General features: G+C 63.5%; 28 protein-coding genes. 10 read left to right on the top strand and 18 right to left on the bottom strand.

Translation table 11 applies throughout. The annotated features are described in order from the left end of the window. Nucleotides 1-63 precede the first annotated feature (63 nt). Nucleotides 64-708: a DedA family protein gene (locus VIZ63_RS06355; RefSeq protein WP_331608691.1), complete on the top strand. Its 645-nt coding sequence runs from the start codon at nt 64-66 to the stop codon at nt 706-708. A gap of 3 nt (nt 709-711) precedes the next feature. Then, on the top strand, nt 712-1,419 hold the full coding sequence (locus VIZ63_RS06350; RefSeq protein ID WP_331608690.1) for a hypothetical protein: 708 nt from the start codon (nt 712-714) through the stop codon (nt 1,417-1,419). Nucleotides 1,420-1,572: 153 nt separating this feature from the next. Here VIZ63_RS06350 and ubiB read toward each other — a convergent pair whose 3' ends face one another. The 3 genes from ubiB to ubiE are packed head-to-tail and all read right to left on the bottom strand — an operon-like array spanning nt 1,573 to nt 4,616. Beyond that, nucleotides 1,573-3,210: a ubiquinone biosynthesis regulatory protein kinase UbiB gene (ubiB, locus tag VIZ63_RS06345; RefSeq protein WP_331608689.1), complete on the bottom strand. Its 1,638-nt coding sequence runs from the start codon at nt 3,208-3,210 to the stop codon at nt 1,573-1,575. A 9-nt stretch (nt 3,211-3,219) separates the two neighbouring features. Continuing rightward, on the bottom strand, nt 3,220-3,813 hold the full coding sequence (locus VIZ63_RS06340; protein ID WP_331608688.1) for a ubiquinone biosynthesis accessory factor UbiJ: 594 nt from the start codon (nt 3,811-3,813) through the stop codon (nt 3,220-3,222). A 23-nt stretch (nt 3,814-3,836) separates the two neighbouring features. Beyond that, the gene (gene ubiE, locus VIZ63_RS06335) at nt 3,837-4,616 is read right to left on the bottom strand and encodes a bifunctional demethylmenaquinone methyltransferase/2-methoxy-6-polyprenyl-1,4-benzoquinol methylase UbiE (protein ID WP_414703775.1); all 780 of its coding nucleotides are present in this window, start codon (nt 4,614-4,616) and stop codon (nt 3,837-3,839) included. Nucleotides 4,617-4,638: 22 nt separating this feature from the next. Here ubiE and VIZ63_RS06330 point away from each other — a divergent pair, with 22 nt between their 5' ends. Further along, entirely contained in the window at nt 4,639-5,763 is a 1,125-nt protein-coding gene (locus tag VIZ63_RS06330; RefSeq protein WP_331608686.1) for a saccharopine dehydrogenase NADP-binding domain-containing protein, read from the top strand. A gap of 9 nt (nt 5,764-5,772) precedes the next feature. Here the strand turns inward: VIZ63_RS06330 and VIZ63_RS06325 are convergent, their stop codons facing one another. From VIZ63_RS06325 to VIZ63_RS06295, 7 genes are all read right to left on the bottom strand, one after another. After that, the gene (locus VIZ63_RS06325; protein ID WP_331608685.1) at nt 5,773-6,144 is read right to left on the bottom strand and encodes a DUF971 domain-containing protein; all 372 of its coding nucleotides are present in this window, start codon (nt 6,142-6,144) and stop codon (nt 5,773-5,775) included. 122 nt (nt 6,145-6,266) lie between these two features. Next, nucleotides 6,267-7,604, bottom strand: a complete 1,338-nt coding sequence (gene hslU / locus VIZ63_RS06320; protein WP_331608684.1) for an ATP-dependent protease ATPase subunit HslU — start codon at nt 7,602-7,604, stop codon at nt 6,267-6,269. A gap of 117 nt (nt 7,605-7,721) precedes the next feature. Then, on the bottom strand, nt 7,722-8,258 hold the full coding sequence (gene hslV, locus VIZ63_RS06315) for an ATP-dependent protease subunit HslV (protein ID WP_331608683.1): 537 nt from the start codon (nt 8,256-8,258) through the stop codon (nt 7,722-7,724). Between the two features lie 111 nt (nt 8,259-8,369). Next, nucleotides 8,370-9,284, bottom strand: coding sequence for a tyrosine recombinase XerC (xerC, locus tag VIZ63_RS06310; RefSeq protein WP_331608682.1), 915 nt, complete (start codon nt 9,282-9,284; stop codon nt 8,370-8,372). 118 nt (nt 9,285-9,402) lie between these two features. Then, a complete protein-coding gene (locus VIZ63_RS06305) occupies nt 9,403-10,110 on the bottom strand; it encodes a DUF484 family protein (RefSeq protein ID WP_331608681.1) in 708 nt (235 codons plus the stop codon). 18 nt (nt 10,111-10,128) lie between these two features. Further along, entirely contained in the window at nt 10,129-10,953 is an 825-nt protein-coding gene (gene dapF, locus VIZ63_RS06300; protein WP_331608680.1) for a diaminopimelate epimerase, read from the bottom strand. A gap of 43 nt (nt 10,954-10,996) precedes the next feature. Continuing rightward, nucleotides 10,997-11,428, bottom strand: a complete 432-nt coding sequence (locus tag VIZ63_RS06295) for a CoA-binding protein (protein ID WP_331608679.1) — start codon at nt 11,426-11,428, stop codon at nt 10,997-10,999. Nucleotides 11,429-11,553: 125 nt separating this feature from the next. Here VIZ63_RS06295 and VIZ63_RS06290 point away from each other — a divergent pair, with 125 nt between their 5' ends. Beyond that, a complete protein-coding gene (locus tag VIZ63_RS06290; protein WP_331608678.1) occupies nt 11,554-12,195 on the top strand; it encodes an AAA family ATPase in 642 nt (213 codons plus the stop codon). 171 nt (nt 12,196-12,366) lie between these two features. On the opposite strand, the gene VIZ63_RS06285 is transcribed toward VIZ63_RS06290, so the two are convergent. Beyond that, nucleotides 12,367-13,311 (bottom strand): NAD-dependent epimerase/dehydratase family protein, encoded by a 945-nt coding sequence (locus tag VIZ63_RS06285; RefSeq protein ID WP_331608677.1) that lies wholly within the window; start codon nt 13,309-13,311, stop codon nt 12,367-12,369. Nucleotides 13,312-13,413: 102 nt separating this feature from the next. On the opposite strand from VIZ63_RS06285, the gene VIZ63_RS06280 reads away from it, so the two are divergent. The 3 genes from VIZ63_RS06280 (at nt 13,414) to VIZ63_RS06270 (ending at nt 16,079) form a co-directional block, all read left to right on the top strand. Then, entirely contained in the window at nt 13,414-13,935 is a 522-nt protein-coding gene (locus tag VIZ63_RS06280) for a GbsR/MarR family transcriptional regulator (protein WP_331608676.1), read from the top strand. Between the two features lie 75 nt (nt 13,936-14,010). Then, entirely contained in the window at nt 14,011-14,664 is a 654-nt protein-coding gene (locus VIZ63_RS06275) for a DUF4166 domain-containing protein (protein ID WP_331608675.1), read from the top strand. Then, nucleotides 14,661-16,079 carry a TIGR01777 family oxidoreductase gene (locus tag VIZ63_RS06270; RefSeq protein WP_331608674.1) on the top strand — a complete coding sequence of 473 codons (1,419 nt, stop codon included), beginning with the start codon at nt 14,661-14,663 and terminating at the stop codon, nt 16,077-16,079. The genes VIZ63_RS06275 and VIZ63_RS06270 overlap by 4 nt, the downstream gene beginning before the upstream one ends. A gap of 14 nt (nt 16,080-16,093) precedes the next feature. Here the strand turns inward: VIZ63_RS06270 and VIZ63_RS06265 are convergent, their stop codons facing one another. From VIZ63_RS06265 to VIZ63_RS06240, 6 genes are all read right to left on the bottom strand, one after another. Next, nucleotides 16,094-17,149 carry a 2Fe-2S iron-sulfur cluster-binding protein gene (locus VIZ63_RS06265; protein ID WP_331608673.1) on the bottom strand — a complete coding sequence of 352 codons (1,056 nt, stop codon included), beginning with the start codon at nt 17,147-17,149 and terminating at the stop codon, nt 16,094-16,096. A gap of 86 nt (nt 17,150-17,235) precedes the next feature. Continuing rightward, the gene (locus VIZ63_RS06260) at nt 17,236-18,477 is read right to left on the bottom strand and encodes a heme biosynthesis HemY N-terminal domain-containing protein (protein ID WP_331608672.1); all 1,242 of its coding nucleotides are present in this window, start codon (nt 18,475-18,477) and stop codon (nt 17,236-17,238) included. Further along, nucleotides 18,474-19,526 carry a uroporphyrinogen-III C-methyltransferase gene (locus VIZ63_RS06255; protein WP_331608671.1) on the bottom strand — a complete coding sequence of 351 codons (1,053 nt, stop codon included), beginning with the start codon at nt 19,524-19,526 and terminating at the stop codon, nt 18,474-18,476. The genes VIZ63_RS06260 and VIZ63_RS06255 overlap by 4 nt, the downstream gene beginning before the upstream one ends. Nucleotides 19,527-19,608: 82 nt before the next feature. Further along, a complete protein-coding gene (locus tag VIZ63_RS06250; RefSeq protein WP_331608670.1) occupies nt 19,609-20,337 on the bottom strand; it encodes a uroporphyrinogen-III synthase in 729 nt (242 codons plus the stop codon). Nucleotides 20,338-20,378: 41 nt separating this feature from the next. Next, nucleotides 20,379-21,326, bottom strand: coding sequence for a hydroxymethylbilane synthase (gene hemC / locus VIZ63_RS06245; RefSeq protein WP_331608669.1), 948 nt, complete (start codon nt 21,324-21,326; stop codon nt 20,379-20,381). Continuing rightward, a complete protein-coding gene (locus VIZ63_RS06240; protein WP_331608668.1) occupies nt 21,323-22,492 on the bottom strand; it encodes an AI-2E family transporter in 1,170 nt (389 codons plus the stop codon). The genes hemC and VIZ63_RS06240 overlap by 4 nt, the downstream gene beginning before the upstream one ends. Before the next feature lie 241 nt (nt 22,493-22,733). On the opposite strand from VIZ63_RS06240, the gene VIZ63_RS06235 reads away from it, so the two are divergent. The 3 genes from VIZ63_RS06235 to VIZ63_RS06225 are packed head-to-tail and all read left to right on the top strand — an operon-like array spanning nt 22,734 to nt 23,764. Beyond that, nucleotides 22,734-23,039, top strand: a complete 306-nt coding sequence (locus VIZ63_RS06235) for a DUF883 family protein (protein WP_331608667.1) — start codon at nt 22,734-22,736, stop codon at nt 23,037-23,039. 39 nt (nt 23,040-23,078) lie between these two features. After that, nucleotides 23,079-23,483 (top strand): phage holin family protein, encoded by a 405-nt coding sequence (locus tag VIZ63_RS06230; RefSeq protein ID WP_331608666.1) that lies wholly within the window; start codon nt 23,079-23,081, stop codon nt 23,481-23,483. Next, nucleotides 23,480-23,764: a YqjK family protein gene (locus VIZ63_RS06225; protein ID WP_331608665.1), complete on the top strand. Its 285-nt coding sequence runs from the start codon at nt 23,480-23,482 to the stop codon at nt 23,762-23,764. Before VIZ63_RS06230 ends, VIZ63_RS06225 begins: the two co-directional genes overlap by 4 nt. A 34-nt stretch (nt 23,765-23,798) precedes the next feature. Here the strand turns inward: VIZ63_RS06225 and VIZ63_RS06220 are convergent, their stop codons facing one another. Further along, entirely contained in the window at nt 23,799-24,536 is a 738-nt protein-coding gene (locus VIZ63_RS06220; RefSeq protein WP_331608664.1) for a LytTR family DNA-binding domain-containing protein, read from the bottom strand. Nucleotides 24,537-24,696: the final 160 nt, after the last annotated feature.

Genomic DNA, 24,696 nt, shown 5'->3' with positions numbered 1-24,696 from the left:
GTGTAACGGTTCCGGCCCGGCCACGCTTCATCCACCTCACAAGGCACTACGCGCAGCGCTCCCATGGATCTCATTCACTGGTTCATCGATTTCGTCCTGCATCTCGACCGCCATCTCTCCGAGCTCATTGCGCACTATCACTACTGGATCTACGGCATCCTGTTCCTGATCATTTTCTGCGAGACCGGACTGGTGGTGACGCCGTTCCTGCCGGGCGATTCGCTGTTGTTCGCCGTCGGCGCGCTCGCAGCCATCGACAGCACGGGAACCCTGAATGCCGTGTGGCTGTGGCTGTTGCTGATGGTCGCTGCCATCCTCGGCAATGAAGTGAATTTCCGCATCGGCCGGGCGATCGGTCCGCGAGCCTTCAGCGGCACCATTCCCGGGCTCAAGAAGGACTACCTGCTGCGCACACAGGCGTTCTACGAGCGGCACGGCGGCAAGACCATCGTGCTGTCACGCTTCATCCCGATCATCCGCACCTTCGCGCCATTCGTCGCCGGCGTCGGCACGATGCAGCGCCGCCGTTTCGCCGCTTACAACTTCGTCGGGGCCTTCGCCTGGATGACCCTGTTCATCTGGGGAGGATTCCTGTTCGGCAACATCCCGCTGATCAAGAACAACTTCGGCATCGTGACCATTCTCATCATCGTCGTGTCCGTGCTGCCGGTAATGTGGGGAATGCTCAAGCCCGCGCCCCAGGTGTAATCGATGACTACCATCACCATCGCGTCGCGCTATATCGGCCCACCGGATTCAGGCAATGGGGGTTACTGCGCGGGTGTGATCGCCGAGGCGATCGGTGAGCCAGTCAGGGTTCGGCTGGCGCAGCCGGTACCGATCGGCACGGCCATGGAGGTCGCAAAGAATGCGACGGGCGGTTGGGACGTTCATGCCTACCTGGCGCAAGGTCGAACGCTCATTGCGACCGCGAGCCCGCATCAGCCCAGCGCCGAGGTTCCTTCCGCGCCCGCATGGATCGAAGCGCGCGGCGTCTCGCAGCATTTTTCGGGTTTTGCGCAGCACGGATTTCCGACGTGCTTCGTTTGCGGCCCGCTGCGTGCCGAAGGCGATGGTCTGCGGATTTTTCCCGGTTCGGTTCCTGGCACCGCTGTGTTCGCGGCGCCGTGGCAGCCCGATGAGTCTCTGGCAGGCGCCGACGGGCGCGTACGTCCCGAATTCATCTGGGCCGCGCTGGATTGTCCCGGCTATTTCGCCACTTGCAGCCCGGCAGTCGCCTTACTGGGTGAGTTTTCGGTGCGCATCGATCATCGACCGCACAGCAGCGAATCCTGCGTGGTCACCGCGTGGCCGATTGCAACGCACGGGCGCAAACACACGGCAGGCTCGGCGCTCTTCGACGCCGACGGTCGCTGCAGCGCTGTGGGCGTTGCGACCTGGATCGAACTGAAGAAATAAGATTCTCCACAGCGGACACGGGGTAAAGGCAGAGAACCCGCCGTCTACAGTTCTGAGCCCACCATGACCCTGTGTTTGGTCGGGGTAGTCCAGATCATCTCCGATCCCCGTGAATCCCCGTGCCCCCCGTGGAGATCCTGCTCCTCTCTTCAGCTATCTTCGCGAATACCAGAGTGTCGCGAGGCTCGCGAGGACCAGAACGACGCCGGGCCACAGCGGATCACGGTGCAGGGCGAACCAGAAGATGCCGCCGAGCAGGCCGATGGCTGCAATCACGGTCGTGTCGCGGCGGCGTGCGTCTTCGCGAATTTCCTGTCGCAGGATTTCCAGATCGCGCGATCGCACCGGGATGTCCAGACGGCCGTCCGCGGCGCGCTGCACGACCTGCTGCAGCAGCTGCGGTGTGGTGCGTAATGCGTCGACCAGGCCAGGCAGTTGCCGGCGCGTCTGGCGGATCATCGATTTGACGCTGTAGCGTTCGTGCATCCACTGCTTCAGCAGGGGTTGCGCCGTCTCCCAAAGATCCAGGTCGGGGTAGAGCTGCCGGCCCACGCCCTCGATCTGCAGCAGGGTCTTCTGGATCAGCATCAGTTGCGGCTGCATCTGTGCATCGAAGCGCTGCGCAGCTTCGAACAAGCTGATCAATACCTGACCGAAGGAAATTTCCCGCAGCGGCTTGTTGGCGATCGGTTCGCAGACCGTCCGCACGGCGGATTCCAGTTCGTCGACGCGTACATGCGACGGGATCCAGCCCGAATCGATGTGCAGCTGCGCGATGCGCCGGTAGTCGTGATCGAAGAACGCCAGGAAGTTTTCGGCCAGATAGTGCTGATCGCGCGGATCGAGCGTGCCGACGATGCCGAAGTCGACGGCCGCGTAGCGCGGATGCTCCGGGTCGTCGAGCATCACGAAGATGTTGCCCGGATGCATGTCGGCGTGGAAGAAGTTGTGACGGAACGCCTGCGTGAAGAAGATCTCGACGCCGTTCTCGGCGAGGCGCTTGATGTTCGCGCCGCGCCGCTGCAGTTCCGGAATGTCGTTGATGAGCACGCCATGGACGCGTTCCATCACCATCACGTTCTTGCGGCAGTAATCCCAATGGACTTCGGGCACGTACAGCAGATGCGAGCTGGCGAAGTTACGCCGCAGCTGCGCCGCATTGGCGGCCTCGCGCATCAGGTTCAGCTCATCGATGATGGTCTTCTCGTACTCGCGCACGAGTTCCACCGGTCGCAGGCGCTCCGCCAGTGACCAGTAGCGATTCGCCAGACGCGCCAGCGCGTACATGACCTCGATGTCGAGTTCGATCTGATCGCGGATGCCGGGCCGCACGATCTTGACCACGACTTCCTTGCCGTCGTGCAGCTGCGCCGTGTGGACCTGGGCAATGGTGGCGGCCGCCAGCGGCTTCTCATCGAATCGCGCGAAGACTTCACTCAGCGGCTTCTCGAATGCGGCCTCGGCGATGGCGCGTGCCTGCTCGCCGGGAAAGGGCGGTACCTGGTCCTGCAGCTTCTCCAGTTCATCCGCAATATCGCGCGGCAACAGGTCGCGACGCGTCGACAGCGTCTGTCCGAACTTCATGAAGATGGGGCCGAGTTCTTCGAGGGCCAGCCGCAGGCGTTCGGCGCGCGGTGCCTTGCTGGCGCGTCGGAACCAGGTTGCCGGGGACAGGTAGAACGCAAAGCGGACTGGCCGGAACAGGTGCGTGGCGAGAATGATCTCGTCGAGCCCATGCCGGACCAGGACGCGTTGAATGTCGAGCAGTCGGGTGATGACGCGCAATCGCATGACGTGGTGTCAGAGTCCTTGTCGTTCCAGGCGCGCGAGCCTGGCTTCGAGTCGATCGACATCGTCGCGCAGCTTGTCGACGCCGGCGATGAACTCGTCGGCTTCGACCCGCGTCGGCAGATCACGGCCTTCTTCCTGCAGATACTCGGCGACGTTCTGTGCAAACGTGTCCGCCGCACGACGACCGAAAGTCAGCGCCGAGCGCGCGAAATTGCCGACCTGGTGCGCGGCCACATCGCCGATGACCCGCGAGAGTTCTTCTTCGAGATCCGGGCGCGCGTGTTTCAGCAGTTCACTGAATGTCTGCGCCACTTCGGCGTCGCCCTCGATATGCACGGCGCCCGTACGCAACGCCGCCTCGGGGCGCGGGCTGGCGAGCTGCAGCAACGACAGTGGTGTGCCAGTGAGTGCGGCGCTCGGTGTGCCCGTCGCCGCCGTCTCAAGTTTCATGCGCTCGCCATCGGATTCGAACTGGATGGTGAGCGGCAGGCCAGTGAACTTGATGGCCATCACCTTGCCTGCCAGGCGATTGCACAGACTGCGCGCCGTCGCGGACGCTGCAATGTTGCGGTTGAGAACGGATTCGAGCGGGGTCAGACGCATGTCAGGGTTTGCACACTCGCGCCTCAGAGGCGCCAGCCTCTGTGCAGCGCCACGATGCCGCCGCTCAGATTGTGGTAGCGGCATTGCTCGAGTCCCGCGTCCTGCATCATCGACTGCAGGGTCTTTTGATCCGGGAAGCGGCGGATCGATTCCGCGAGATAGCGATAGCTGTCCTCGTCCTTGGCCACGACCTTGCCGAGCCACGGCAGGACGGAGAACGAGTAGCGGTCATAGATCGGCTTGAGGCCTGGTGCGACCGGATGCGAGAACTCGAGCACCAGCAATTGCCCGCCGGGCTTCAGCACGCGGGCCATGGCGCGCAGGGCCTTCGCCTTGTCGGTCACATTGCGCAGTCCGAAACCGATGGTGACGCAATCGAAACTCGAATCGGGAAACGGCAGGCACTCGGCATTTGCCAGCGAATAACGGACATTGCCCGCGATGCCGCGATCGGTCAGCGCATCGCGACCCTCCGCCAGCATGGCCGCGTTGATGTCCGTGAGAATGACCAGGCCATTGCTGCCCACTTGCTGCGACATGCCTGCGGCAATGTCGCCAGTGCCGCCGGCCACGTCGAGCGCACGCTGACCCGGACGCAGGCCCGTCTGCGACAGCGTGAAGCGCTTCCACAACCGGTGCGCGCCTCCCGACATCAGGTCGTTCATCAGGTTGTAGTTGCCCGCAACCGATTCGAACACCGCACGCACGCGCGCAGCCTTCTCCGCCTTCGGCACCTGCTGGTAACCGAAGTCGGTAGTATCGGCGGCGTCGCGTTTGTCGTTACCTGTGTTCATGGGATGCATCGATGACGCCCGCATTGTAGCCATGACTCGTGAGCCGGCCTATCGAATTCTCGTCCTCGGTGGCTACGGGAACTTCGGCGCTCGCATCGCCGTTGCGCTGTCCGCACAGGCAGATTGTCATTTGCTGATCGCGGGCAGGGATGCAGCTCGGGCTCGAGACGCGGCAGCGCAGCTGCAAGGGTCGCATGCGACGGTCGAGGGTCTGGGCCTCGATGTGCATGATCCGCAGCTCGCAGAGTGTCTGCGTCGCCATCGTATCGATCTGGTGATTCACACGGCCGGACCCTTCCAGGGTCAATCGTATGAAGTGGCGCGTGCCTGCATCGAGGCGGGTGCGCACTACGTCGATCTGGCCGATGGCCGCGAGTTCGTCACCGGAATAACGACGCTCGATGCGGCGGCCCGCGAACGTCAGGTCCTCATCATCAGCGGCGCGAGCACGGTGCCGGCATTGTCGTCGGCTGTGCTGGATCACTATCGGGATCGATTCGATTCCATTGCATCGATTGCCATCGGCATCACGCCTGGAAACCGCACGCCGCGTGGCCTGTCCACGGTGGAATCCGTATTGAGCTACTGCGGCCGACCATTCGAACGCTGGCAGCAGGGTCGTTGGCAGCGCGTCTACGGGTGGCAGGATCAGCACCGCGTGGTCTATCCGCAGCTCGGTGCGCGCTGGTTCGCCAACTGCGATGTCCCCGATCTGTCGCTGTTCCCGCAGCGCTATGCCGTTACGGACTCAGTGAAGTTTCACGCAGGTCTGGAGCTGCGTTCGATCCAGTGGAGTCTGTGGCTGATGTCGTGGCTCGCGCGTGCACGACTCGTCAGCAATTGGCGCACCGCCGGACGATTTCTGCGCGCGGCCAGCGATCTGCTGCTGCGCTTCGGCACCGATGCGGGCGGTATGCACGTCGTCGTGACAGGAACGACACAGGGTCAGCCGTTACGACTGCGCTGGACGCTCACGGCTCTCGCAGGTCACGGGCCGCGGATTCCCTGCGTTGCTGCGATCGTGATCGCCCGGAAGCTGATCGCGGGCCGGCTTACGCAGACAGGCGCCACTGCCTGCCTCGATCTGATGACGCTGACAGAGTTCGACGCTGCCGTGCGCGAACTCGAGATCCGTTGGACGGAAGAGGCGGCGTGATCGCCGGCGTTATTTCTTCGTTGGTGTCGGCGTCGGATAGGGAATGCCGAGATCCTCGAGCCGCGCCAGGTAGCTCGCCCACTTCTGCGCGTGCTCGCGCCCCAGCTCGTGCAGGTAGTTCCAGGAATACAGCCCGGAATCGTGTCCGTCGTCGAACACGAGTTTCACTGCATAGTTGCCGACCGGTTCCACCGCCTTGATGCCCACGTCGTGCTTGCCCAGCTGCAACGTCTCCTGCCCCGGTCCATGACCGCGAACTTCGGCGGACGGCGAATACACCCGCAGGTACTCGAACGGCAATTCGAATCGAGTACCGTCGTCGAAGGTGACTTCGAGCAGCCGGGACCTGGTGCGCAGTTTGATGGAGGTGGGAGGGGGCATTGATAAAAGGCCAACTGGCTAACTGGTCTGCTGGCCAACCGGCCAGACGCGAAGCGCTCGTATCTCTGGCCAGCTTACCAGTTGGCCGGTTAGCCAGTGGCCCCCTATAGCCAGTTGGCGCGCTACAGAATGTAGCGTGTCAGATCCTCATCCTTCACCAGTTCTCCGAGATACCTGTCGACATAGGCGGCGTCGACCGTGATCGCCGCGCCGTTGCGATCGGCGGCTTCGAAGGACAGGGTTTCGAGCATGCGTTCCAGCACGGTGTGCAGGCGGCGTGCGCCGATGTTTTCCGTGCGTTCATTCACCTGGAACGCAACTTCGGCGAGCCGTCGCACGCCATCGGCGGCGAAGTCCAGGCTGACGCCCTCGGTCGCGAGCAACGCCTTGTACTGCGTGCACAGCGAGGCATCAGGTTCGGTGAGGATACGGATGAAGTCCTCGACCTTGAGCGCCTGCAATTCGACGCGGATCGGAAAACGGCCCTGCAGTTCGGGAATCAGGTCCGAGGGCTTCGACATGTGGAAGGCGCCGGACGCGATGAACAGGATGTGATCCGTCTTCACCATGCCGTGCTTGGTGGACACCGTGCTGCCTTCGACCAGCGGCAGCAGATCGCGCTGCACGCCTTCGCGGCTCACGTCGGCGCCCTGCGTTTCCTGGCGGCGCGCGATCTTGTCGATCTCGTCGATGAAGACGATGCCGTTCTGTTCGGCATTCTGCAGCGCCTGCAGTTTCAGTTCTTCCTCGTTGATCATCTTCGCCGCTTCCTCGTCGGTCAGCAGCTTGAAGGCCTCGCGCACTTTGACCTTGCGCATCTTGGTGCGATTGCCGCCGAGGTTGGAGAACATGCTCTGCAATTGATTGGAGAGATCCTCCATGCCTGCGGGCGCCATGATTTCCACGCCTGCCGGCAAGGCGCGAACCTCGATCTCGATCTCGCGATCGTCGAGCTGGCCCTCGCGCAGCATCTTGCGGAATTTCTGCCGCGTTTCCTGATCGCGCGGCGCGGGATCGGGCTCCGGCGCGAACCCGACGGACTTGGGTCGCGGCAACAGCGCATCGAGCACGCGCTCTTCCGCGGTGTCCATGGCGCGATGCCGGACTTTCCCGGTCTCGATTTCGCGGGTCATCTTCACCGCGACATCCATCAGATCCTTGATGATCGAATCGACTTCACGGCCGACGTAACCCACCTCGGTGAACTTCGTGGCCTCGACCTTGATGAAGGGAGCGCGCGCCAGTTTGGCGAGTCGTCGGGCGATCTCGGTCTTGCCGACGCCGGTCGGCCCGATCATCAGAATGTTCTTCGGCGTGATTTCGCCGCGCAGCTCTTCCCTGACCTGCATGCGCCGCCAGCGATTACGCAATGCAATGGCAACGGCACGCTTCGCCTCGGCCTGGCCGACGATGTGCTTGTCGAGTTCCTGAACGATTTCGCGGGGGGTCATTGAGGACATAGATCTAGGCTAACTGGCCAACTGGCAAACAGGTCGCTGGCCCGAATTCAGAGTGTGTAAAGGTTGCATCCTTGCTGCCAGCTGGCCCGTTTGCCGGTGAGCCAGTTGGCCGCGCGCTCAGGCGCGCAATTCTTCAATGGTCAGGTTTCGATTCGTATAGATGCAGATATCCGCCGCAATGTTCAACGACTTTTCGACGACAGTGCGCGCGTCGAGGTCCGTGTTCTGCACCAGCGCGCGTGCGGCGGACAGTGCGTAGGAACCGCCGGAGCCGATGGCCATGATCTCGTCTTCGGGTTCGATGACGTCGCCGTTGCCCGAGATGATGAACGAGGTCTTGACGTCGGCGACGCAGAGCAATGCCTCGAGACGCCGCAGGCTGCGGTCGGTGCGCCAGTCTTTCGCGAGTTCGATCGCGGCGCGCGTCAGATTGCCGTACTGCTGCAGCTTCGCTTCGAAACGCTCGAAGAGCGTGAATGCGTCAGCCGTGCCGCCGGCGAATCCCGCGAGCACCTTGCCCTCGTGGAGCCGCCGCACCTTGCGTGCATTGCCCTTCATCACCGTATTACCGAGCGACACCTGGCCGTCGCCGCCGATGACCACCGTGTTACCGCGGCGTACAGAGAGAATCGTTGTACCGTCGAATTGCTTCATGACCAGGACCAGAGAGAATTTGCACGGGGGACACGGGGCGAGAATACAAGACGAACGTCGAATCTCGATGCAGAGATTTCTTCTTCGGCCTTGTGTTCCCCGTGGAGATCCTCATCCCGTTCCGCGGCTTTTACGCCGGGCCCGCGGATGAGCCTGGTCGTATATTTTGGCGAGGTGCTGGAAATCAAGATGCGTGTAGATCTGAGTGGTCGAGATATTTGCATGCCCCAGCAGCTCCTGCACGGCGCGCAAGTCCTGGCTTGATTCCAGCAGGTGCGTGGCGAAGGAATGCCGGAACATGTGCGGATGCATATGGACGCCCAGGCCTTGCGCACGCGCCCAGCGTCCGATGCGAACCTGGATCGACCGCTGCAGCAGGCGGCCGCCGCGTTTCGATACGAACAGCGCCGAATCGCCAGGGGTTGCGATGGCGCCGCGCTCGCGCAGCCATGCCGTGATCGCATCGATCGCGAAACGGCCCACCGGGACGACGCGAGTCTTGTTGCCCTTGCCGGTCACGCGCACGGTACGGTCGCGAAGGTCGACGTCGCCGAGATCGAGATCGACCAGCTCCGACAAGCGCAGCCCGGACGAATAGAACAGCTCCATGATGGCCTTGTCGCGCACACCGAGTTCATCGTCGGTGCGAAACGCGAGCAACCGCGCCATCTGATCCACGTCCACCGTTTGGGGAAGCCGCTTCGGTGCCTTCGGCGCCTGCACGCCAACCGCCGGATTGGATTTGAGCGCCAACTCGCGCAGCAGAAAATTGAAAAAGCTGCGCAGCGCAGACAAGCGACGCTGGATCGTGCGTGGTGACTGACCGCGTCGAAACTCGGTGGCCGCGAACGCACGGATGTGCTGGCTGTCGAGTCGTGACCAGTCGTCGATCTGCTGCTGCTCGCAGTACTTCGCGAACAACTCGAGATCGCGCCGATAGTTCACATCCGTATGCGCGGACAGTCGGCGCTCGGACGACAGATGCGTCAGGAAGCGGGGGAGCCAGATGAGAGCTGCGGGGGACATGACGAGGAAGAAGGCGCTAGGTACTAGGCTGTAGGCGCCAGGCCGGAAGGCGGAGCAACTGATCGCGGATGCCAGGGGCGCACCGTCCTCTTTCCGGCTAGAGCCTGGGGCCTTCCGCTCACACCGCTCGCACTGCCTCGCTCACCAGTTCGCCGATGCGTGCGAGGAATTCCGTGCTCATCGCGGGATGGAAGCGTTCCGTGTCGGGACTGCCGATGGCCAGCAGACCAGCGGCAGCCTGCGGGCCCAGCGGCACCAGGGCGGCCGAGCCGATCTCGATCGTGCCGGCGCCGAACAGGAAATCGCGCTGGCTGTCGCGGATCTGGCCGCAGCGTGGTTTGCCGGAGCTGAACAGTGTGTCGAACATTTTCAGTTCAGGTGCTGCCGCTTCGACGAGGCGCAGGTGACGACTGTTGATCTGATGGAAACCCGAGTCAGCCGGCGGCGCCAGCAGCATCAGCCATTCCGATGCGCCGAAATCCTCGCGCAGCGAAATTTCCAGTGAGTCGACCAGCGTAGTGGCGGTGCGCGCGCCGATCAGGCGACGCGACAGCTTGTGGATCTTGTCGACCAGCGCGTCATTGGAGCGTGCGACTGCGATGAGTTCGTGCAGCTGTGCTTCGGCCTTTTCGTTTTTTTCGCGGAGCACCAGCACCTGACGTTCGACGAGCGAGACCGTGGAGGCGCCGCGGCTGTGAGGCAGCTGGAGTCGGGTCAGCAGGGAGGCGTGGCGTTCGAAGAAGTCGGGGTTGCGCTGCAGGTAGGCGGCGATCGTTTCTTCAGGCAGAGAGTCGATCTCGACGCCGCGAACAGGTTGCTTGGTCATGTTCTCTCGATGGTAGTGTCAGATCTCGACCGTGCCCTGGAACACCGTGACCGCAGGTCCGGTCATCCACAGGTGTTTGCCGGGGCCCGGCCAGCGCACCGTCATGCGTCCACCCGGCGCGTCGACAGCAACTTCTTCATCCAGCAGGCCCAGCTTGCGTCCGGCGGCCACTGCCGCACACGCGCCGGTGCCGCACGCCTGGGTCTCGCCGACACCCCGCTCGAATACGCGCAGGCGAATGTGATGGCGGTTCACGACTTCCATGAAACCAACGTTGGTCCGCTTGGCGAAGCGCGAGTGATTCTCTACCGCTGGTCCGATGGTGTCCACGGGCGCATTGCTGACCGACGGTACGCGAATGACCGCATGCGGATTGCCCATCGACACGGCAGTGATCTGCAACTCCGTCTCACCGACGCGCAATGGATACACATCTGCCTCGCGCGATGCGTCGAAGGGCAGGGCGGCGGGATTGAAATCGGGGATGCCCATGTCGACGCTGACGAGCCCGTCATTGCGCAATTGCACATCGACACGACCGCCGAGGCTGTCCATGTGCAGCGACTGCCGCGCGAGCTTGCCCGCAACCAGTTTGCCGACACAGCGGGCGCCATTGCCGCATTGCTCCACTTCCGAGCCGTCGGCGTTGAAGATCCGGTAGTAGACATCGGTGCCGTCCTGGCGGGGCGGCAACAGCACCAGCGCCTGATCGAAACCGATACCGGTGCGACGATCGGCAAGCTGGCGCATGCGCTCGCTGCCAGGAACATCGTCGTCGCAGGACGCCTCGAACACGATGAAATCGTTGCCGAGGCCGTGCATCTTGGTGAAATGCAGAATCATGGGATGAAGTGCAGCAGCATGCGCGCAGTATACGGAAGGATGCTCAACCCATCCTCATCCTCTCCACCTTGATGCACTTATCCATGATCACGGTCATGCCGCCGGCGATGGCCTGCTGCGCTGCTGCTTCATTGACTACGCCCAGTTGCAGCCATAGCGCAGGGAAGCGCAGGTGCAGGCAATCGGCAACGATCTGGTCGACATGCTCGGGCCGGCGGAAAACGTTGACGATGTCGACGTGCTCGCCGGGGCTCAGCACCTCGCTGACGTGATCGAGGTCGGGCACGGCACGAATGCCTTCCCAGACGCTGAGCGCAGGATTGACCGGAATGATGCGGTAACCGTAATCGAGGAGGGTGGCGGCGACCTCATAACTGGGTCGGTGCGGATTGTCGGACAGGCCGACGACCGCGATGACCCGTGCCGAACGCAGCAGTGCCTCGATCGCGTCAGGCGCAGGGTTCGCAAAAGCCATGGACTTGTTCCGACGCGTGGACATTTCCACGGGGCCACCTTAACGTAGCCAGCGGCAAAAGGCTCCTTCAAGAACAACAGTTGCCCTGATACCCGATCCCGGCCCGACTGCGAAGCGAGGACTGCATGCGCCACGTGATGGTTATGAATTCGAAAGGCGGCTGCGGCAAAAGCACGCTCGCCACCAACATCGCGACCCTGTTTGCGATCGACGGCTTCAAGGTCGCCATTGCCGACTACGATCCGCAACGCACCAGCCTCGACTGGCTCGAGACGCGGCCTGACGATCTGCCGAAAATCCTGGGCGTACCGGCCTACGACGAAGGAGTTCGCGGCGTGCCGCGCGATACCGAAGTGCTCGTGATCGATGCGCCGGCCCGCACGCATGGATCGGAAATGAATGAGCTCGTGCGTCGCGCAGAGACGATCCTCGTGCCCGTCATGCCCTCGCCGATCGACATGAAGGCCTGTGCGCATTTCATGGCCGAGCTGCTCGAGCTCGGCAAGGTGCAGCGCGAACAGGCGAAGCTGGCGCTGGTCGCCAATCGAGTGCGCGAGAACACACTCATGTTCGAGGAACTCGACAAATACCTGGGCAAGCTCAAGGTCCCCTACCTGACTTCCCTGCGCCAATCGACCAATTACCTGCGCGCGTTCCAGCGCGGCATGGGTATTTTCGAACTGCCCGAGTATCTCGCCGGCCCGGACTGGGAGCAGTGGGCACCGATCCGCAAATGGCTGGGGAGCAAGAAGAGTCAGCCGGGTTAGGCTTGGACGACGGCCGCGAGGCGCGGCAGGAGGGCCACGGACGTGGCAAGTAGGCCGCGAGGTGCGGCAAGTCAGACGAAGAGCGAATCAAAGAGCGGCGAGGCTCTGACCTGCTGACGCGTCAGCCTTCCTGCCGCGCGACTTGTCCTGAGCGGAGTCGAAGGGCGCGGCCTACCTGCCGTCAGGCCCACCTGCCGACGAAGTCGGCCGACCCTGCGGCACACTGTCTTCTTCCTGCAGCAGACTGCTCCTGATCCCCTCATCGATGTCCGCATAGCGCAGCCGTACGCCGAGGTGCTTCAGCATGCGATCGTTGCTGACACGTCGCGACTCGTTCAGGAATGACAGGCGCTCCGGGCTGAACGTCAACTGGGCTTCGTCCATCGATACGCGGGGCGGGGCGGGCAGTCCGGCCAGAGCCGCCACGCGATCGAGGAAGTCAGTCGAGCTGCACGAGTTGCCATCGGTCACGTTATAGATGCCGCGGGCTTCGGGATTGAGCGCGGCGGCCGCGCAGGCTTCCACCAGGTCGGTGACATGGATGCGATTGCTGATCCCGGCATCATCCGGATGCAACGTCGGCTCGCGTCGGCGCAGGCGTTCGAGCGGCAGACGGCCCGGGCCGTAGATGCCGGGCACGCGCAGAACGACGCGACGCACGCGGCGTTCCGTACACCACACCCGGGTCATTTCCTCGGCACTCACGCGACGGCGGGCGCGATCGGTCATCGGCTGGACGGGCGTGCCTTCATCGACCGGCGCGCCCTCCGTGTCGCCATACACGCCGGTCGTGCTGATGTAGACAAATGTCCGCGGCGGCACCGTAGCCAGCTGCAGGAAACGGTCGAGCCGCAGATCGCTTTCGCCGGTTGCTGGCGGCGGGGCCAGGTAGAAAATCGCGGCCTGTTCGAGCTTTTCGGGAATCCATGACCCCAGGCGAACCCGATCGAGGTCCAGTCCCACGGCATTGATGCCCGCGGTCCTGAGCTCGCCGACCCGAGTTGGGGTCCTTACCACCGCGGTTATGTCAAAGGTGTCCGCCAGTCGGCGGGCGAGGCGCTCGCCCACGTAGCCGCAACCAACGATCAGCGCGTGGGCCTTTTCCGTGACGGTCACGCCTGCACCCGGACGGTCGTCTGGTAAGCACTGGCCGCATTGACAGTCGTCGTAATCGTTCCGTAAATTTCAGACATTCCTGAAATAACCGATGCCACAGATATGAAACTCACTCCCACCGTCGAACGCTGCGTTCTCCACTGGGGCGAGATGGGTAGTCGCTGGGGCGTAAGCCGGTCCGTTGCCCAGATTCATGCCCTGCTGTTCCTGGCTCCCGAGCCGCTGACCGCCGATCACATCGCCGAGACCCTGGCCATCGCCCGCTCGAACGTCAGTGTCAGTCTCAAGGAGCTGCAGACCTGGGAGCTGGTGAGCATCACGCATGTCATCGGCGATCGCCGCGATTACTTCCTGGCCCGCAAGGATATCTGGGATGTGCTCACGACGATCCTCGATGGCCGCAAACGCCGGGAGATCGATCCGACCGTGCAGATGCTGCGCGACTGCGCCCAGGAAGCGAAGCACGACACCGAGACGCCCGATCAGGTGAAGGAGCGTATCGCGACGATGCTGGAGTTTCTCGAAGAAATGACCGGGTGGTACGACCAGATCCGCGGCATGCCGCGCCCGACGTTGCTCAAGCTGATGCGCATGGGAACGAAGGTCGCAAAGATCGTCGGCTAGGCATTTTTTTGCCCCCGGGATTCAGTATTTCCTGAAATTACGGACGGCGATGGATGCGAGGAGGCGAAGAACAACATGAGCACGAGCGCACTCCATGATCTCAGCAGGCGTGAGCCTCACGCGCCGCGCCGTCCCGACTTCCATGCGCTGCTCGGTCATGCAGCCTGGTTGCGTTTGCCGGCTGCGGTTCGTGCTCGCTTTGGTGCGGACACCCATGTCGAAGTCACCTATTGCGGTGTTTGCACCGTCCACGCCTCGCTGCCGGGCCGGTGGCTCGCGCAACTGTGCCGGTTGATCGGCACACCGGTGGCCCCCCATGTCGGCGAAGACGTGCCGATGACGGTCCGGGTCATGGATACCGCGGCAGGTATCGTCTGGGAACGTCACTATGAATTCGCCGGTCGCGAGCCCGTGGTCGTGCGCTCGACCAAGCAGCTCGATGAGGACGGCACGCTGATCGAGGCAGTGAACGCCCGCCTGCACATGCGTCTCAAGGTCTACGAGACCGACGGCGAACTGCACTTTCTCAGCACGGGCTATTTCTTCCGCGTTGGCCCATGGCGAGCGCAACTGCCCGACTGGTTTCTGCCCGGCGTGACACACGTCGTGCATCGCGATCTGGGCAATGACAGCTTTCGCTTCGTCATGGACACAAACCATCACTGGTTCGGCCGCATGTTCTTTCAGGATGGAGTCTTTCGCCAGGGCGGCGTGAGGTCATCGACATGAATATTCTCATCGTGATCGTTGCCGTTGGCGTGCTGGCCGCAATGCTCGCACCACGGCGCCCCGCGCGCTGGCAGCGTGATCCGTTGCCCGTCGGCATCAAGGCGCGTCCGCGACGCATCCTCATGACTGGTGCGACCGGTTTCATCGGTCAGCATCTGTGTCGTCGATTCATCGCCGCCGGCGATCACCCGCTGGTGCTCACGCGCAATCGGGCGCGTGCCGTCGATCTCTTCGGTCCCCATGTCACTGTCTGCAACTCGTTGGCCGAGATAGCCGACGACAGTCGCATCGACGCGATCGTCAATCTCGCAGGAGAGTCGATCTTTTCGCGACCCTGGACGGCGTCGCGTCGCCGACTGCTCATCGAGAGTCGTGTGAGCGTGACCCAGTCGCTGGTCGATCTGATCGTCCGCCTGCAACACAAACCCGCGGTGCTCGTCAGTGCGTCGGCCGTCGGCTACTACGGCGTGCGTGGCGACGAAGAACTGTGCGAAGCGGATCGGGGTCGCACGCTCTTCCAGTCGCAGCTGTGCCAGGTGTGGGAGCTGGCGGCGCAACGCGCGAAGGATCACGGTGTGCGTGTGTGTCGGCTGCGACTGGGTGTCGTACTGGGACGCGATGGCGGCGCACTGCCGCAGCAGATGCTGGCTGCGCGCGCGCGCATTGCCACGCCGCTGGGCACGGCGCAGCAATGGGTGTCGTGGATACACATCGACGATGTGCTGCGTCTGATCGATCACTGCATCGACCATGACGATGTCGATGGCGCGCTCAATGCCACAGCGCCTGCACCCGTGCGCCAGCAGGAGTTCGCGCAGACGCTGGCGGCGCAGTTCGGCCGTGCGCTGACGCTACGTGCGCCTGAGCAGCTGCTGAGGCGAATCCTGGGCGAACGCGCGCAATTGTTGCTGGATGGCCAGCGTGTGCTGCCGGTGCGAACGCTGGCCTCGGGATTCACGTTCCGCTACCCGAACCTCGATGCAGCCCTCGCGGACCTGTGTGTGTCATCGCCTGAGGAAATGCCGCGCGACGTGCTGTACGACTCGCTCTGTCCGATCTGTGACAGCGAAATGAATACCTACTGCCGGGCCGCGACGCGCGCGGGACGGAACTGGCAGTTCGATGACGTTGCGACCCGGCCTGAACTCATCAGTCGCTATCGCCTCGATCTGCCGACAGCGCGCAAGCGCGTGTACGTCCTCGCGGATTCGGGCCGGATGCTGAGCGGCATGGAGGCGCTGTGCGCCGTCTGGAGCGGATTGCCTTACTGGCGTGGACTCGCATGGTTCATTCGCCTGCCGGCCGTGAAGCCGTCGGCGGAATGGTTTTACGACGTCATTCTCGCGCCGCTCATCTGGCGCTGGAATCAGCGCCGTCGCGCAGCGACGGACGGTGCGGCTAGCGGCTTGCGGTAGTGGCGGAGGACGCTTCAGCCCGGCGTCGTCTGCCGCAGCTTCTCCTGCGCATCCGGTGCAAAGTCGAACGAGTCGAAGAACAATTGCTCCGCGGGCAGTCCCTGCGCCAGGTATTGCTGACGGATGGTTTCGACCATGAGCGGCGGACCGCTCGCATACACGTCGTAGTCGCTCAGGCGAGGGTGATCCGCGAACGCGGCTTCATGCACCCATCCCTTTCGCCCCTCCCAGCGATCCAGTATGGCCGGATTCGATAACACGGGCGTGTACGTGAGGTTCGTGAACCGGCGCGCCATGTCGCGCAACATCGCGTCTTCGTAAAGATCCGCCGGGGTCTGCGCGCCCCAGTAGAGATGCAGCGGTCGTGTGTCGCCACGTTCGAGCAGATGTCGCAGCATCGCACGCAGCGGCGCATACCCCGTGCCGCCGCCGATCAGCAGTGCGGGGCGCGGCGAGTCTTCACGAAACCAGAACTGGCCGAGCGGACCTTCGATCCGCAGCAGCGTTTTCTCTTTCATGCCGTCGAACAACTGCTGCGTGAATTCGCCACCGGCGACGCGACGGATGTGCAGCTCGATGAGCTGCCCGTCGTGCGGCGGATTGGCAATGGAAAAGCTGCGGCGCCGGTTCTGCGGCAGCATGATGTCGAGGTACTGGCCTGCCACGAAGTTGAAGGTCTCGGCGGCCGGCAGCCGCAGATGCACCGCCATGATTCCTGGTGCGATGGCCTCCATGCGTTCGATGCGACACGGCAGACTCTGGATGCGCTCCTCCGGCACGGGCGGGCGTATCTCGCGAATCTCGACCGTCAGCTCCGGACTCGCTGCATGCGCCTGGCACAGCAATGCGTAGCCGCGATCCGCTTCGGCGGCGGTGATCCCGAGCGGCCGACCAGAGGGATAGCGGATCTCGCCGCTCACGAGCTTGGCCATGCAGGACGCGCAGTGACCGCCCTTGCAGCTGTGCGGCAGGTTGAGCCCCGCGCGCAACGCGGCGTCGAGGATGGTTTCACCCTCCTCGACGGCGAGTACCAGCTGGGAGGGCAGTAGCGTGAGGCGTGTGTAGTGCATGGACTGGGCAGCGATGCAGTGAGTGATCGATTCAGCGGCAGGAGGGGCGTAGTCCGTACCTGCGTGACTGGTCGATCACGCCATCGTCAATTCCTTCTCCGATCCGACTGCCGCCGATCGATCCAGCGACGCGCACGGATCTTCGGTAGCGCCGCTTTACGACCGACGGCGTGTGTCAGCGCGTCATTCAACGCCTTGATGGCGCGGTCGCGTTCGCCCAGTTGCTCGAAGAGGTTCGCGAGCAATTGCCAGGCTTCGAAGCGCGGGCGGATCGCAATGCTGGTTTCCAGATAGCTGCGAGCCTTGCCGTACAGCTCGGCGCGGATCGCATGCCGCGCACAGGTCAACAGCAGCGCCGAGTCCTCGGTGTGTTCGGGCAGCCATTGCTCGGCACGTTCCAGCGTGATCAGCGGCTCGTCGGTATCGAGTTCACCATAGACGAGTACCGCAGACTCGTCCCACTGCTTGCTGAGGAACTTGCGCAACTCGGCTTCTGCGACGTCTTCCTGATCGCAAGCCATCGCGGCGCGGGCATAGGCAACGACGATCTCGCCGCGCTGTGCGAGCGTCTTGGGCAGCTCCTTCCAGACCTGGGCCAGCGTCTTGTCGTCGCGGCTCTTGCCGGCTGCCTGCAGGCGGTCCAGGTAGATCTGGGCAACGGTCTCATCGGCAAATGCCTGGGTGACACCGCGCGTGGTACGCAGGCGAGGTTCGAGGGCCTGCAGTTTTTCCCAGTCGCCAGTCTGCCGCAGAGCGCGTGCCGTGAGCATGACAGCGCGCGAATTGCTTTCGCCGGTGGCCGCCAGCTGGTTCAGCGCCTCCAGCGCGGCTTGAAACTGCCCGTGTTTGAGATGCATCTCCGCCTGCATGATGAGCGCGGGCGCACGCCGGTCGGAAGACGCATCGAGCGCCTTGGCGATCAGTTCGTCGCGACGCTGCGTGGCGCCCTGCAGATCGGCCGCACGGGCGGCAACGAGATAGTGCGCTGCAGGCGTTTCCGCTTCCTGCGCCGAGTTCGTGAGCGTCTGTTCCGACGCGAGCCATTCGCCTTCCGACATTTCGAGCAGGCCGCGGGCGAGGCTGCGTCGTGCGCGGTCCTGGCGCCGCATGATCTGGGCTTCACGCCATAGCCGGCGTGCGTTGATCAGCTTGACGATCCAGCGCGACAGGAAATATGCGCCGATGAGCAGCAGTGCGAACGTGACCGCGGACATCTCGATGAGACGGCCGGCGAAGCGGATGGCCACGTAGCCAGGATCGGCGAGCAGCAGGTGTGCGAGCAGCGCGCCTCCGATCAATGCTGCGGCGATGGACCATCCGGTTTTCATTGTGGTGAGCGCCGTGCGGGCAGCAGCCGCTGCAGCGCCTGCGACGACCGGGATACATCGGGCAGGGGCGGATCGATGTTCACTGGCTCGAGCGCCTGGACTTCGCGCGCGAGCGCTGCGGCTTTCGCATCCGTGAGATCGAAGAACTCGCCCAGCCACTGCCGCGCGCCAGCCAACGCGCTGCGATAAGCGGAGCTGTCGCGCCGCACGACGGCGGCACGCGCCGAGTACAGCAGCAGCTGCAGATGCTGGCGGCGCAGTGACTGTTCTTCGAGGGTCACTACGTTGCCGCCGCGCGAGTCGATCTTGCGCACGGTCACGAGGCCCGCGATGGCGTTGCGCGCCACGGCCCACGCGCGTGCGAAGAAACCTTCCGGCAACTGAGTGACCGGTGTGGTCCGTTCGACCGCGACGATGCCGAGCACCGCGGCACCTGCGGCCTGCTCCTCGGCGTTCGTGAGACGCGCCAGGATGCCGGTGATGTCCGGGCGCACGACGGCGCGTAGCGCCTGCACTTCGCGTGCGATCTGCTGCCGAACGGTTGCGACCGCAGGATCGCGTAGTGATGCCAGCCTGGAATCGGCGGCCTCGAGCGCGGCCACGGCGGTGTCGATATCGCGATCGAGCGCGAGTCGCTGTTGCGCGAGCTCCATCAGGAACGACGCCTCGGCGCGGGACCAGGCGCGTTCCGGCCCCTCGGCCCGACCCTGCAGTTCCTCGAGCGCCGCGGAAAATTCCTGCAACTGTCTGGGCGCATCGCTCAATGCGTTCAGTCGTTGCTCCAGGGCGCTGCGGGCCAGTTGCTCGCGTTCCGTGAGCGAGCGGATCTCGGACTGCAGTACCTGGCGCTGGGTGTTGGTCTGGGCGAGCTGTCCCTTCACGTCATCGAGCTGATCGCGCGTGCCATCGAGCCGCCAGAGCGCATAGGCGCCGATGGCCAGCGCCAGCACGGCAATTGCCGTCGTGAAGCGACTGTACGTATGGGGACGTCGCTGCACGACCGGTGCAGTCGTGTGTGACGGGATGCTGTCGGGAGAGGTATCGGCCATGAGCTAGCAGCAGGGCAAGACTAAGCCCGGCGAGTATGGCAGCCCGCCCGGCACGCGCCAAATAGGGGGTGGCGCGGGTATGTCAGGCAGCCGCGCGTGCGCGTGCGTGCCATTGCGCCAACGCACCGACGATGGACGTGTCATCGGCGGCCGGCGCAACGATGCAGTCGCCTTGCAGCCCGAGCTCCACCGCCGCGTCGCGCACACGCTGGCTCGGCACCACCAGCGGCACGCGCTTCAGCAATTCACGGCCCTGCTCGCTGAGCAGCGCGAGCAGGTGGGTCAGGGTTTCCACGCTCGTGGCGGTCGCAACGGGGATTTCACCGGCGCGCCACGCGGCCTCGAGCGCGTCGCGACGAGCGGCGTCGATCTGCGGCATCGCACGTTCGTAGACTTCCAGCACGTCGACCACCAGGCCCTGCTCCTGGAACGTTTGCCGCAGCATTTCACGCCCGCCCGTGCCACGCACGATCAGGACGCGCGAGCCGGCCACCAGGGCGAGATCCGGATGTGCCAGCAGCGATTCGCTGGTGAAGCCGCGCTCCGGCACGATGTCGACCTGCCACTCGAGAGCTTCCAGCGCAGCGGCCGTTGCCTTGCCGATGGCGGCGATGCGCGTCGAGTCCGAACGCGTGATGCCTTTCGCGCCATGCTCGACCGCGTTCACGCTCGCAAACACCACCAGATCGTAGATCTCCGATGTCGTGGCCGTGCGCGGCTGGATGTCGATGGCAGGCAGCACGACGGCATCGGCGCCATGGGCGCGCAGGCTGACCGCAAGCAGCTCAGCCTGCGGTGCTGGTCGGGTCACGAGAACGGATAAGCCCGTCAGCGGGGGAATGACTGCTGGAATCACTGCGTAGCTCCGAAATCCGGCGATAGAGCACGCTGTGCGGCCAGCAACACATCGGCGCCGGCACTCAGCAGGCGCTCGGCGAGCTCCACGCCGACAGCATGCGGCGATGTACCCGTCGACGTGCCGCGATAGATCGTCTTGCCGTCTTCCGATCCCACGACCCCGCGCAGGGTGAGTTCGTTGCCTTGCAGCTGTGCGAAGCCTGCGATCGGCGACTGGCAGCTTCCCTGCAGCCGCAAGGCGAAGGCGCGTTCGGCTTCGCAGCACAGCCGCGAAGTTGGATCGTCGAGGGCGCTGGCCAATCGCACACTGCGTGCGTCGTCGGCGCGGCATTCGATGCCCACGATGCCCTGGCCTACCGCGGGAAGTGACTGGCCGACATCCATATACTGAGTGATGCGTTGGATATAGCCGAGCCGTGTGAGGCCAGCTGCCGCGAGAATGATCGCGTCGTAGTGTCCTTCATCCAGCTTGCGCAGCCGCGTTTCGACATTGCCGCGCAGCGGCAGGATCTCCAGATCGGGGCGCAGGGCCTTGAGCTGGCTTTGTCGCCGCAGACTCGAAGTGCCGATGCGCGCACCCTGCGGCAATGACTGGTAATCGGCGAAGCGTTGCGACACGAACGCGTCACGCGCGTCGGCACGCGGCAGCATCGCTGCGAGCGTCATGCCAGGTGGCAGTTCACTGGGTACGTCCTTCATCGAGTGCACGGCGATGTCGGCACGATCCTCGGCGATCGCCATTTCCAGTTCCTTGATGAAGAGTCCCTTGCCGCCCACTTGCGCGAGCGGACGGTCGAGTACGCGGTCGCCCTGCGTCGTCATCGGCACCAGCACGACCTCCATGTCGTGATGTCGTTCACGCAGCTGCGCAGCGACGTGTTCGGCTTGCCATAGCGCGAGCCGGCTCTGGCGGGTGGCGATTCGCAATGGTCGTTCAGTCATTCGGGGCTCGGAGCGGGGGGTGCAGTCTGCGGCGCGACGGGAGATATGACGGCGGGTGCCGGCGTGATGGTTTCGGTGCGGCGTACTTCGAGGAACAGTCGGACCAGCGCGATGATCAGCGCCAGCACTACCGGGCCAAGGAACAGCCCGATCGCACCGAATGCCGCAAGTCCGCCCAGTACGCCGATGAACACCGTGAGCGTGCCGACATTGGCGCGCCCGGACACCAGCATGGGCCGCACGACATTATCGACGAGCGAGACCAGCAATACACCCCAGATCACCATGAAGATGGTTGCGCCCCAGCGTCCCTGGGCGGCGAGCACGATGGCCGCAGGCGCCCACACCAGTGCGGTGCCGCCGAAGGGCAGGAGCGAAGCAAGCACGGCGATGACGGTAAAGACCAGCGCGGAGGGCAGGCCCACGATGACGAATGCAATGCCCACCAGCGTTCCCTGAATCAGGGCGGTCACGCCCGTGCCCAGCACCATGGCGCGTGTTACGGCGGCGAGATGATCGAACAGGCGCGCTTTCTGTTCTTCCGGCATTGGCACCAGTTCGCGTGCCGTCGACAGCATCTCGCGGCCGTCGCGAATGAAGAAGAACAGCAGGAACAGCATCAGGATGAACCCGACCACGGTACCGATCGCGCCAAGGAACACGCGTCCGCCCATGGAAGCCAGCCACTGCAGGACCTCGTTCGCCCCCTGTTTGACCCATCCGGCCAGTTCGGTGGGATTGATATCGAACATCCTCTCGAGCCGCGCCAGTCCCTGCTGAACCCAGGGCGCGTTGAGCCATGGAACATTGGCAAGTTCGAAGCCGTTGGACGATGTCTGGTCCGCGAGGAGGGCTTGCGCGTGTCGCACCAGGTCGCCGACCTGCGCTGCAAAGGCTGCGGCCATCGCGGCAAGCGGGCCCAGGAACAAGAGCAGCACCATGAACGTCAGCAGCAGGGCCGAGGTCTGCGGACGATCACGCAGTACACGGGTGAGGCGGATGTGGATGGGAATCAGGATGAATGCGAGAAACGCCGCCCAGAGCATCGGCCCGAGAAACGGGGCGAGAATTTTGTACAGGGCTACCGCCAGCACCGCCACGGCGACCAGCATGAAGGTCCGTCGGTAGAAGCGGTCGCGGTCCGTCGCGTCGGGCGACAACTCCATTGGCAGTACCCCGGCGAGGTGATGTATTGATGAGCGGCAGGCGCGGCAATGCTATCACTGCGGCAACTACCGAGTTAATCATGGACCTTTGTTGCCTCTTCCCGGGTTGCTGAATTTCAGAACAGCGGAATACCATGCCATGCCCACCAGGCCCGTATCGAAGTCAGGCCGCCAAAGTGCCCAGGGGCGTGGCAGAGCGAAGCAAGTGTCACGAACCAGGAAACGGAATCGAGGATCCCCAATGAGCAGCGAAGTCACCACCGATCGATTGGTCGAAGATCTCAAGACAGTCATGAACGACGCTGAAGCGCTCCTGCGCGCAACGTCGGCGCAGACTGGCGAAAAAATCCAGGAGGTGCGCGCGCGTGCCGAAGAGTCGCTGCGTCAGGCGCGTGAGCGTTTGTCGCAAGTCGAAGAGGAAGCCCTGCGCCGCGCGCGGGAACTCGCCGACGCTACCGAAGAATACGTGCGCGACAATCCCTGGCAATCGATCGGTATTGCCGCCGGTATTGGCCTGGTGCTCGGCATTCTGATCAGTCGCCGATGAAGCTCGCCCTGCGTACGCCACTGACCGGATATCGCGCGCATGCATGACAGTTCCCAGGATCGCGACCCGGCGCCGGTGACTGGTCTGTTCCAGTCGCTGAACAACTTCGTGGCCACGCTGGTCGCGATCACGCACACGCGTCTGCAGCTGCTGACGACGGAGATCCAGGAAGAGGTTCAGGAGGTCGCGAAGCTGCTGATCTGGTCCTTCATCGCACTGTTTGCCGCGATGATGGCCCTGTTCCTCGGTGCGTTGACCATCATCTTCGCGTTCTGGGATACGCACCGGATTACGGCTGCAATCGTCATGACCGGCGCCTTCCTGCTCATTGCGGCGATCGGCGGCATCATGCTGATGCGCAGACTCAAGGCCAAGCCGCCGATGCTGGATGCGACTCTGGCCGAACTCGCGAAGGACCGTGATCAACTGCGGGCACGAATGTGAGCGAACGAACGCTGAAACTTGCACAGCGGCGCACGGCACTGCGTGCGCACTGTGCCTCACAGCGTGAGGAGCTCGCCCGTGTTGCCGGCAATATCGAATCCAGGCTGAGTTCGGTGGATCACGGCATCAACATGTTTCGCCGCTACGCGGCCAGTCCCGCCCTGCTGGTGGGCGGACTTGCGCTGCTCACCATGATCGGTCCGCGTCGTCTCCTGCGGTGGGTTGGCCGCAGCGCCGTATTCGTCACGGCAGGCCAGCGGATTTTTCGCCTGCTGCGCTGATACGTCCGGATCAAATATTGCGGTCTTTTGGAGTTCAGACTTCGCCGCGAATACGACGGAGCAACTCCGACGCGTGGCGACGGCTGACTTCCAGCACATCACCACACTCCCGCATCCGCACGTGGTACTTGCCTTCGTCGGTCCGTTCGACCGCGGAGATATATTTTTCGGCGACCAGTGCGTTGCGATGAATGCGCACGAAATCCGCCGCGAATTCTTCCGCCAGCGCCTTCAGGGATTCGTCGATCAGACTTTCGCCGCCTTTGTGGCGGACGGTGACGTACTTCTGGTCGGCCGTGAAAAAAAAGATATCGGTCAGCGGAATCAGTTTCAGCTGATCGCCCAGGCGCGCGCAGATCTGTTCGCGCCGGTGATCGAGTCGCGCCGATTGCGCCACTTTCACCAACCGCGACGGTGAAATGCGTGCGGCGTGCCGCAATGCGTGAGCGAGCTTCTCCTTGCGAACGGGTTTCAGCAGATAGCCGACGGCTTCGGTCTCGAAGGCTTCGACGGCATACTGGTCGTACGCGGTCGTGAAGATCACGGCGGGCGGATCCTGCAGCGTATCGATGTGTCGCGCGACTTCGATGCCCGAGAGTCCAGGCATACGCACGTCGAGCAGCACGATGTCGGGCTGCTTTTCACTGCAATACGCCAGCGCCTCCTCGCCATTGCCGGCTTCGGCAATCGACTGGTAGTCACCAATTTCTTCGAGCAGACGCCGCAGGCGATCGCGGGCCGGTGCTTCGTCGTCAACGATGAGCAGGTTCATGTGTTATCAGCGGCGTGAAACGCCAGAACGAACAAGCCAGGTACACAAAGGAGCACACAGGAACACAAAAGAGCACAGAAGGAGCGATTCTAAAAAACGTCCTGCTTTGTGTTCCTATGTGTTCGTGTGTGCTCCTTTGTACTTGCTTCGTGATCTGCGT

Origin of the sequence: Povalibacter sp. (assembly GCF_036520495.1) — a bacterium.
Classification (GTDB): domain Bacteria; phylum Pseudomonadota; class Gammaproteobacteria; order Steroidobacterales; family Steroidobacteraceae; genus Steroidobacter.
This window is presented reverse-complemented; position numbering and strand designations above follow the sequence as displayed.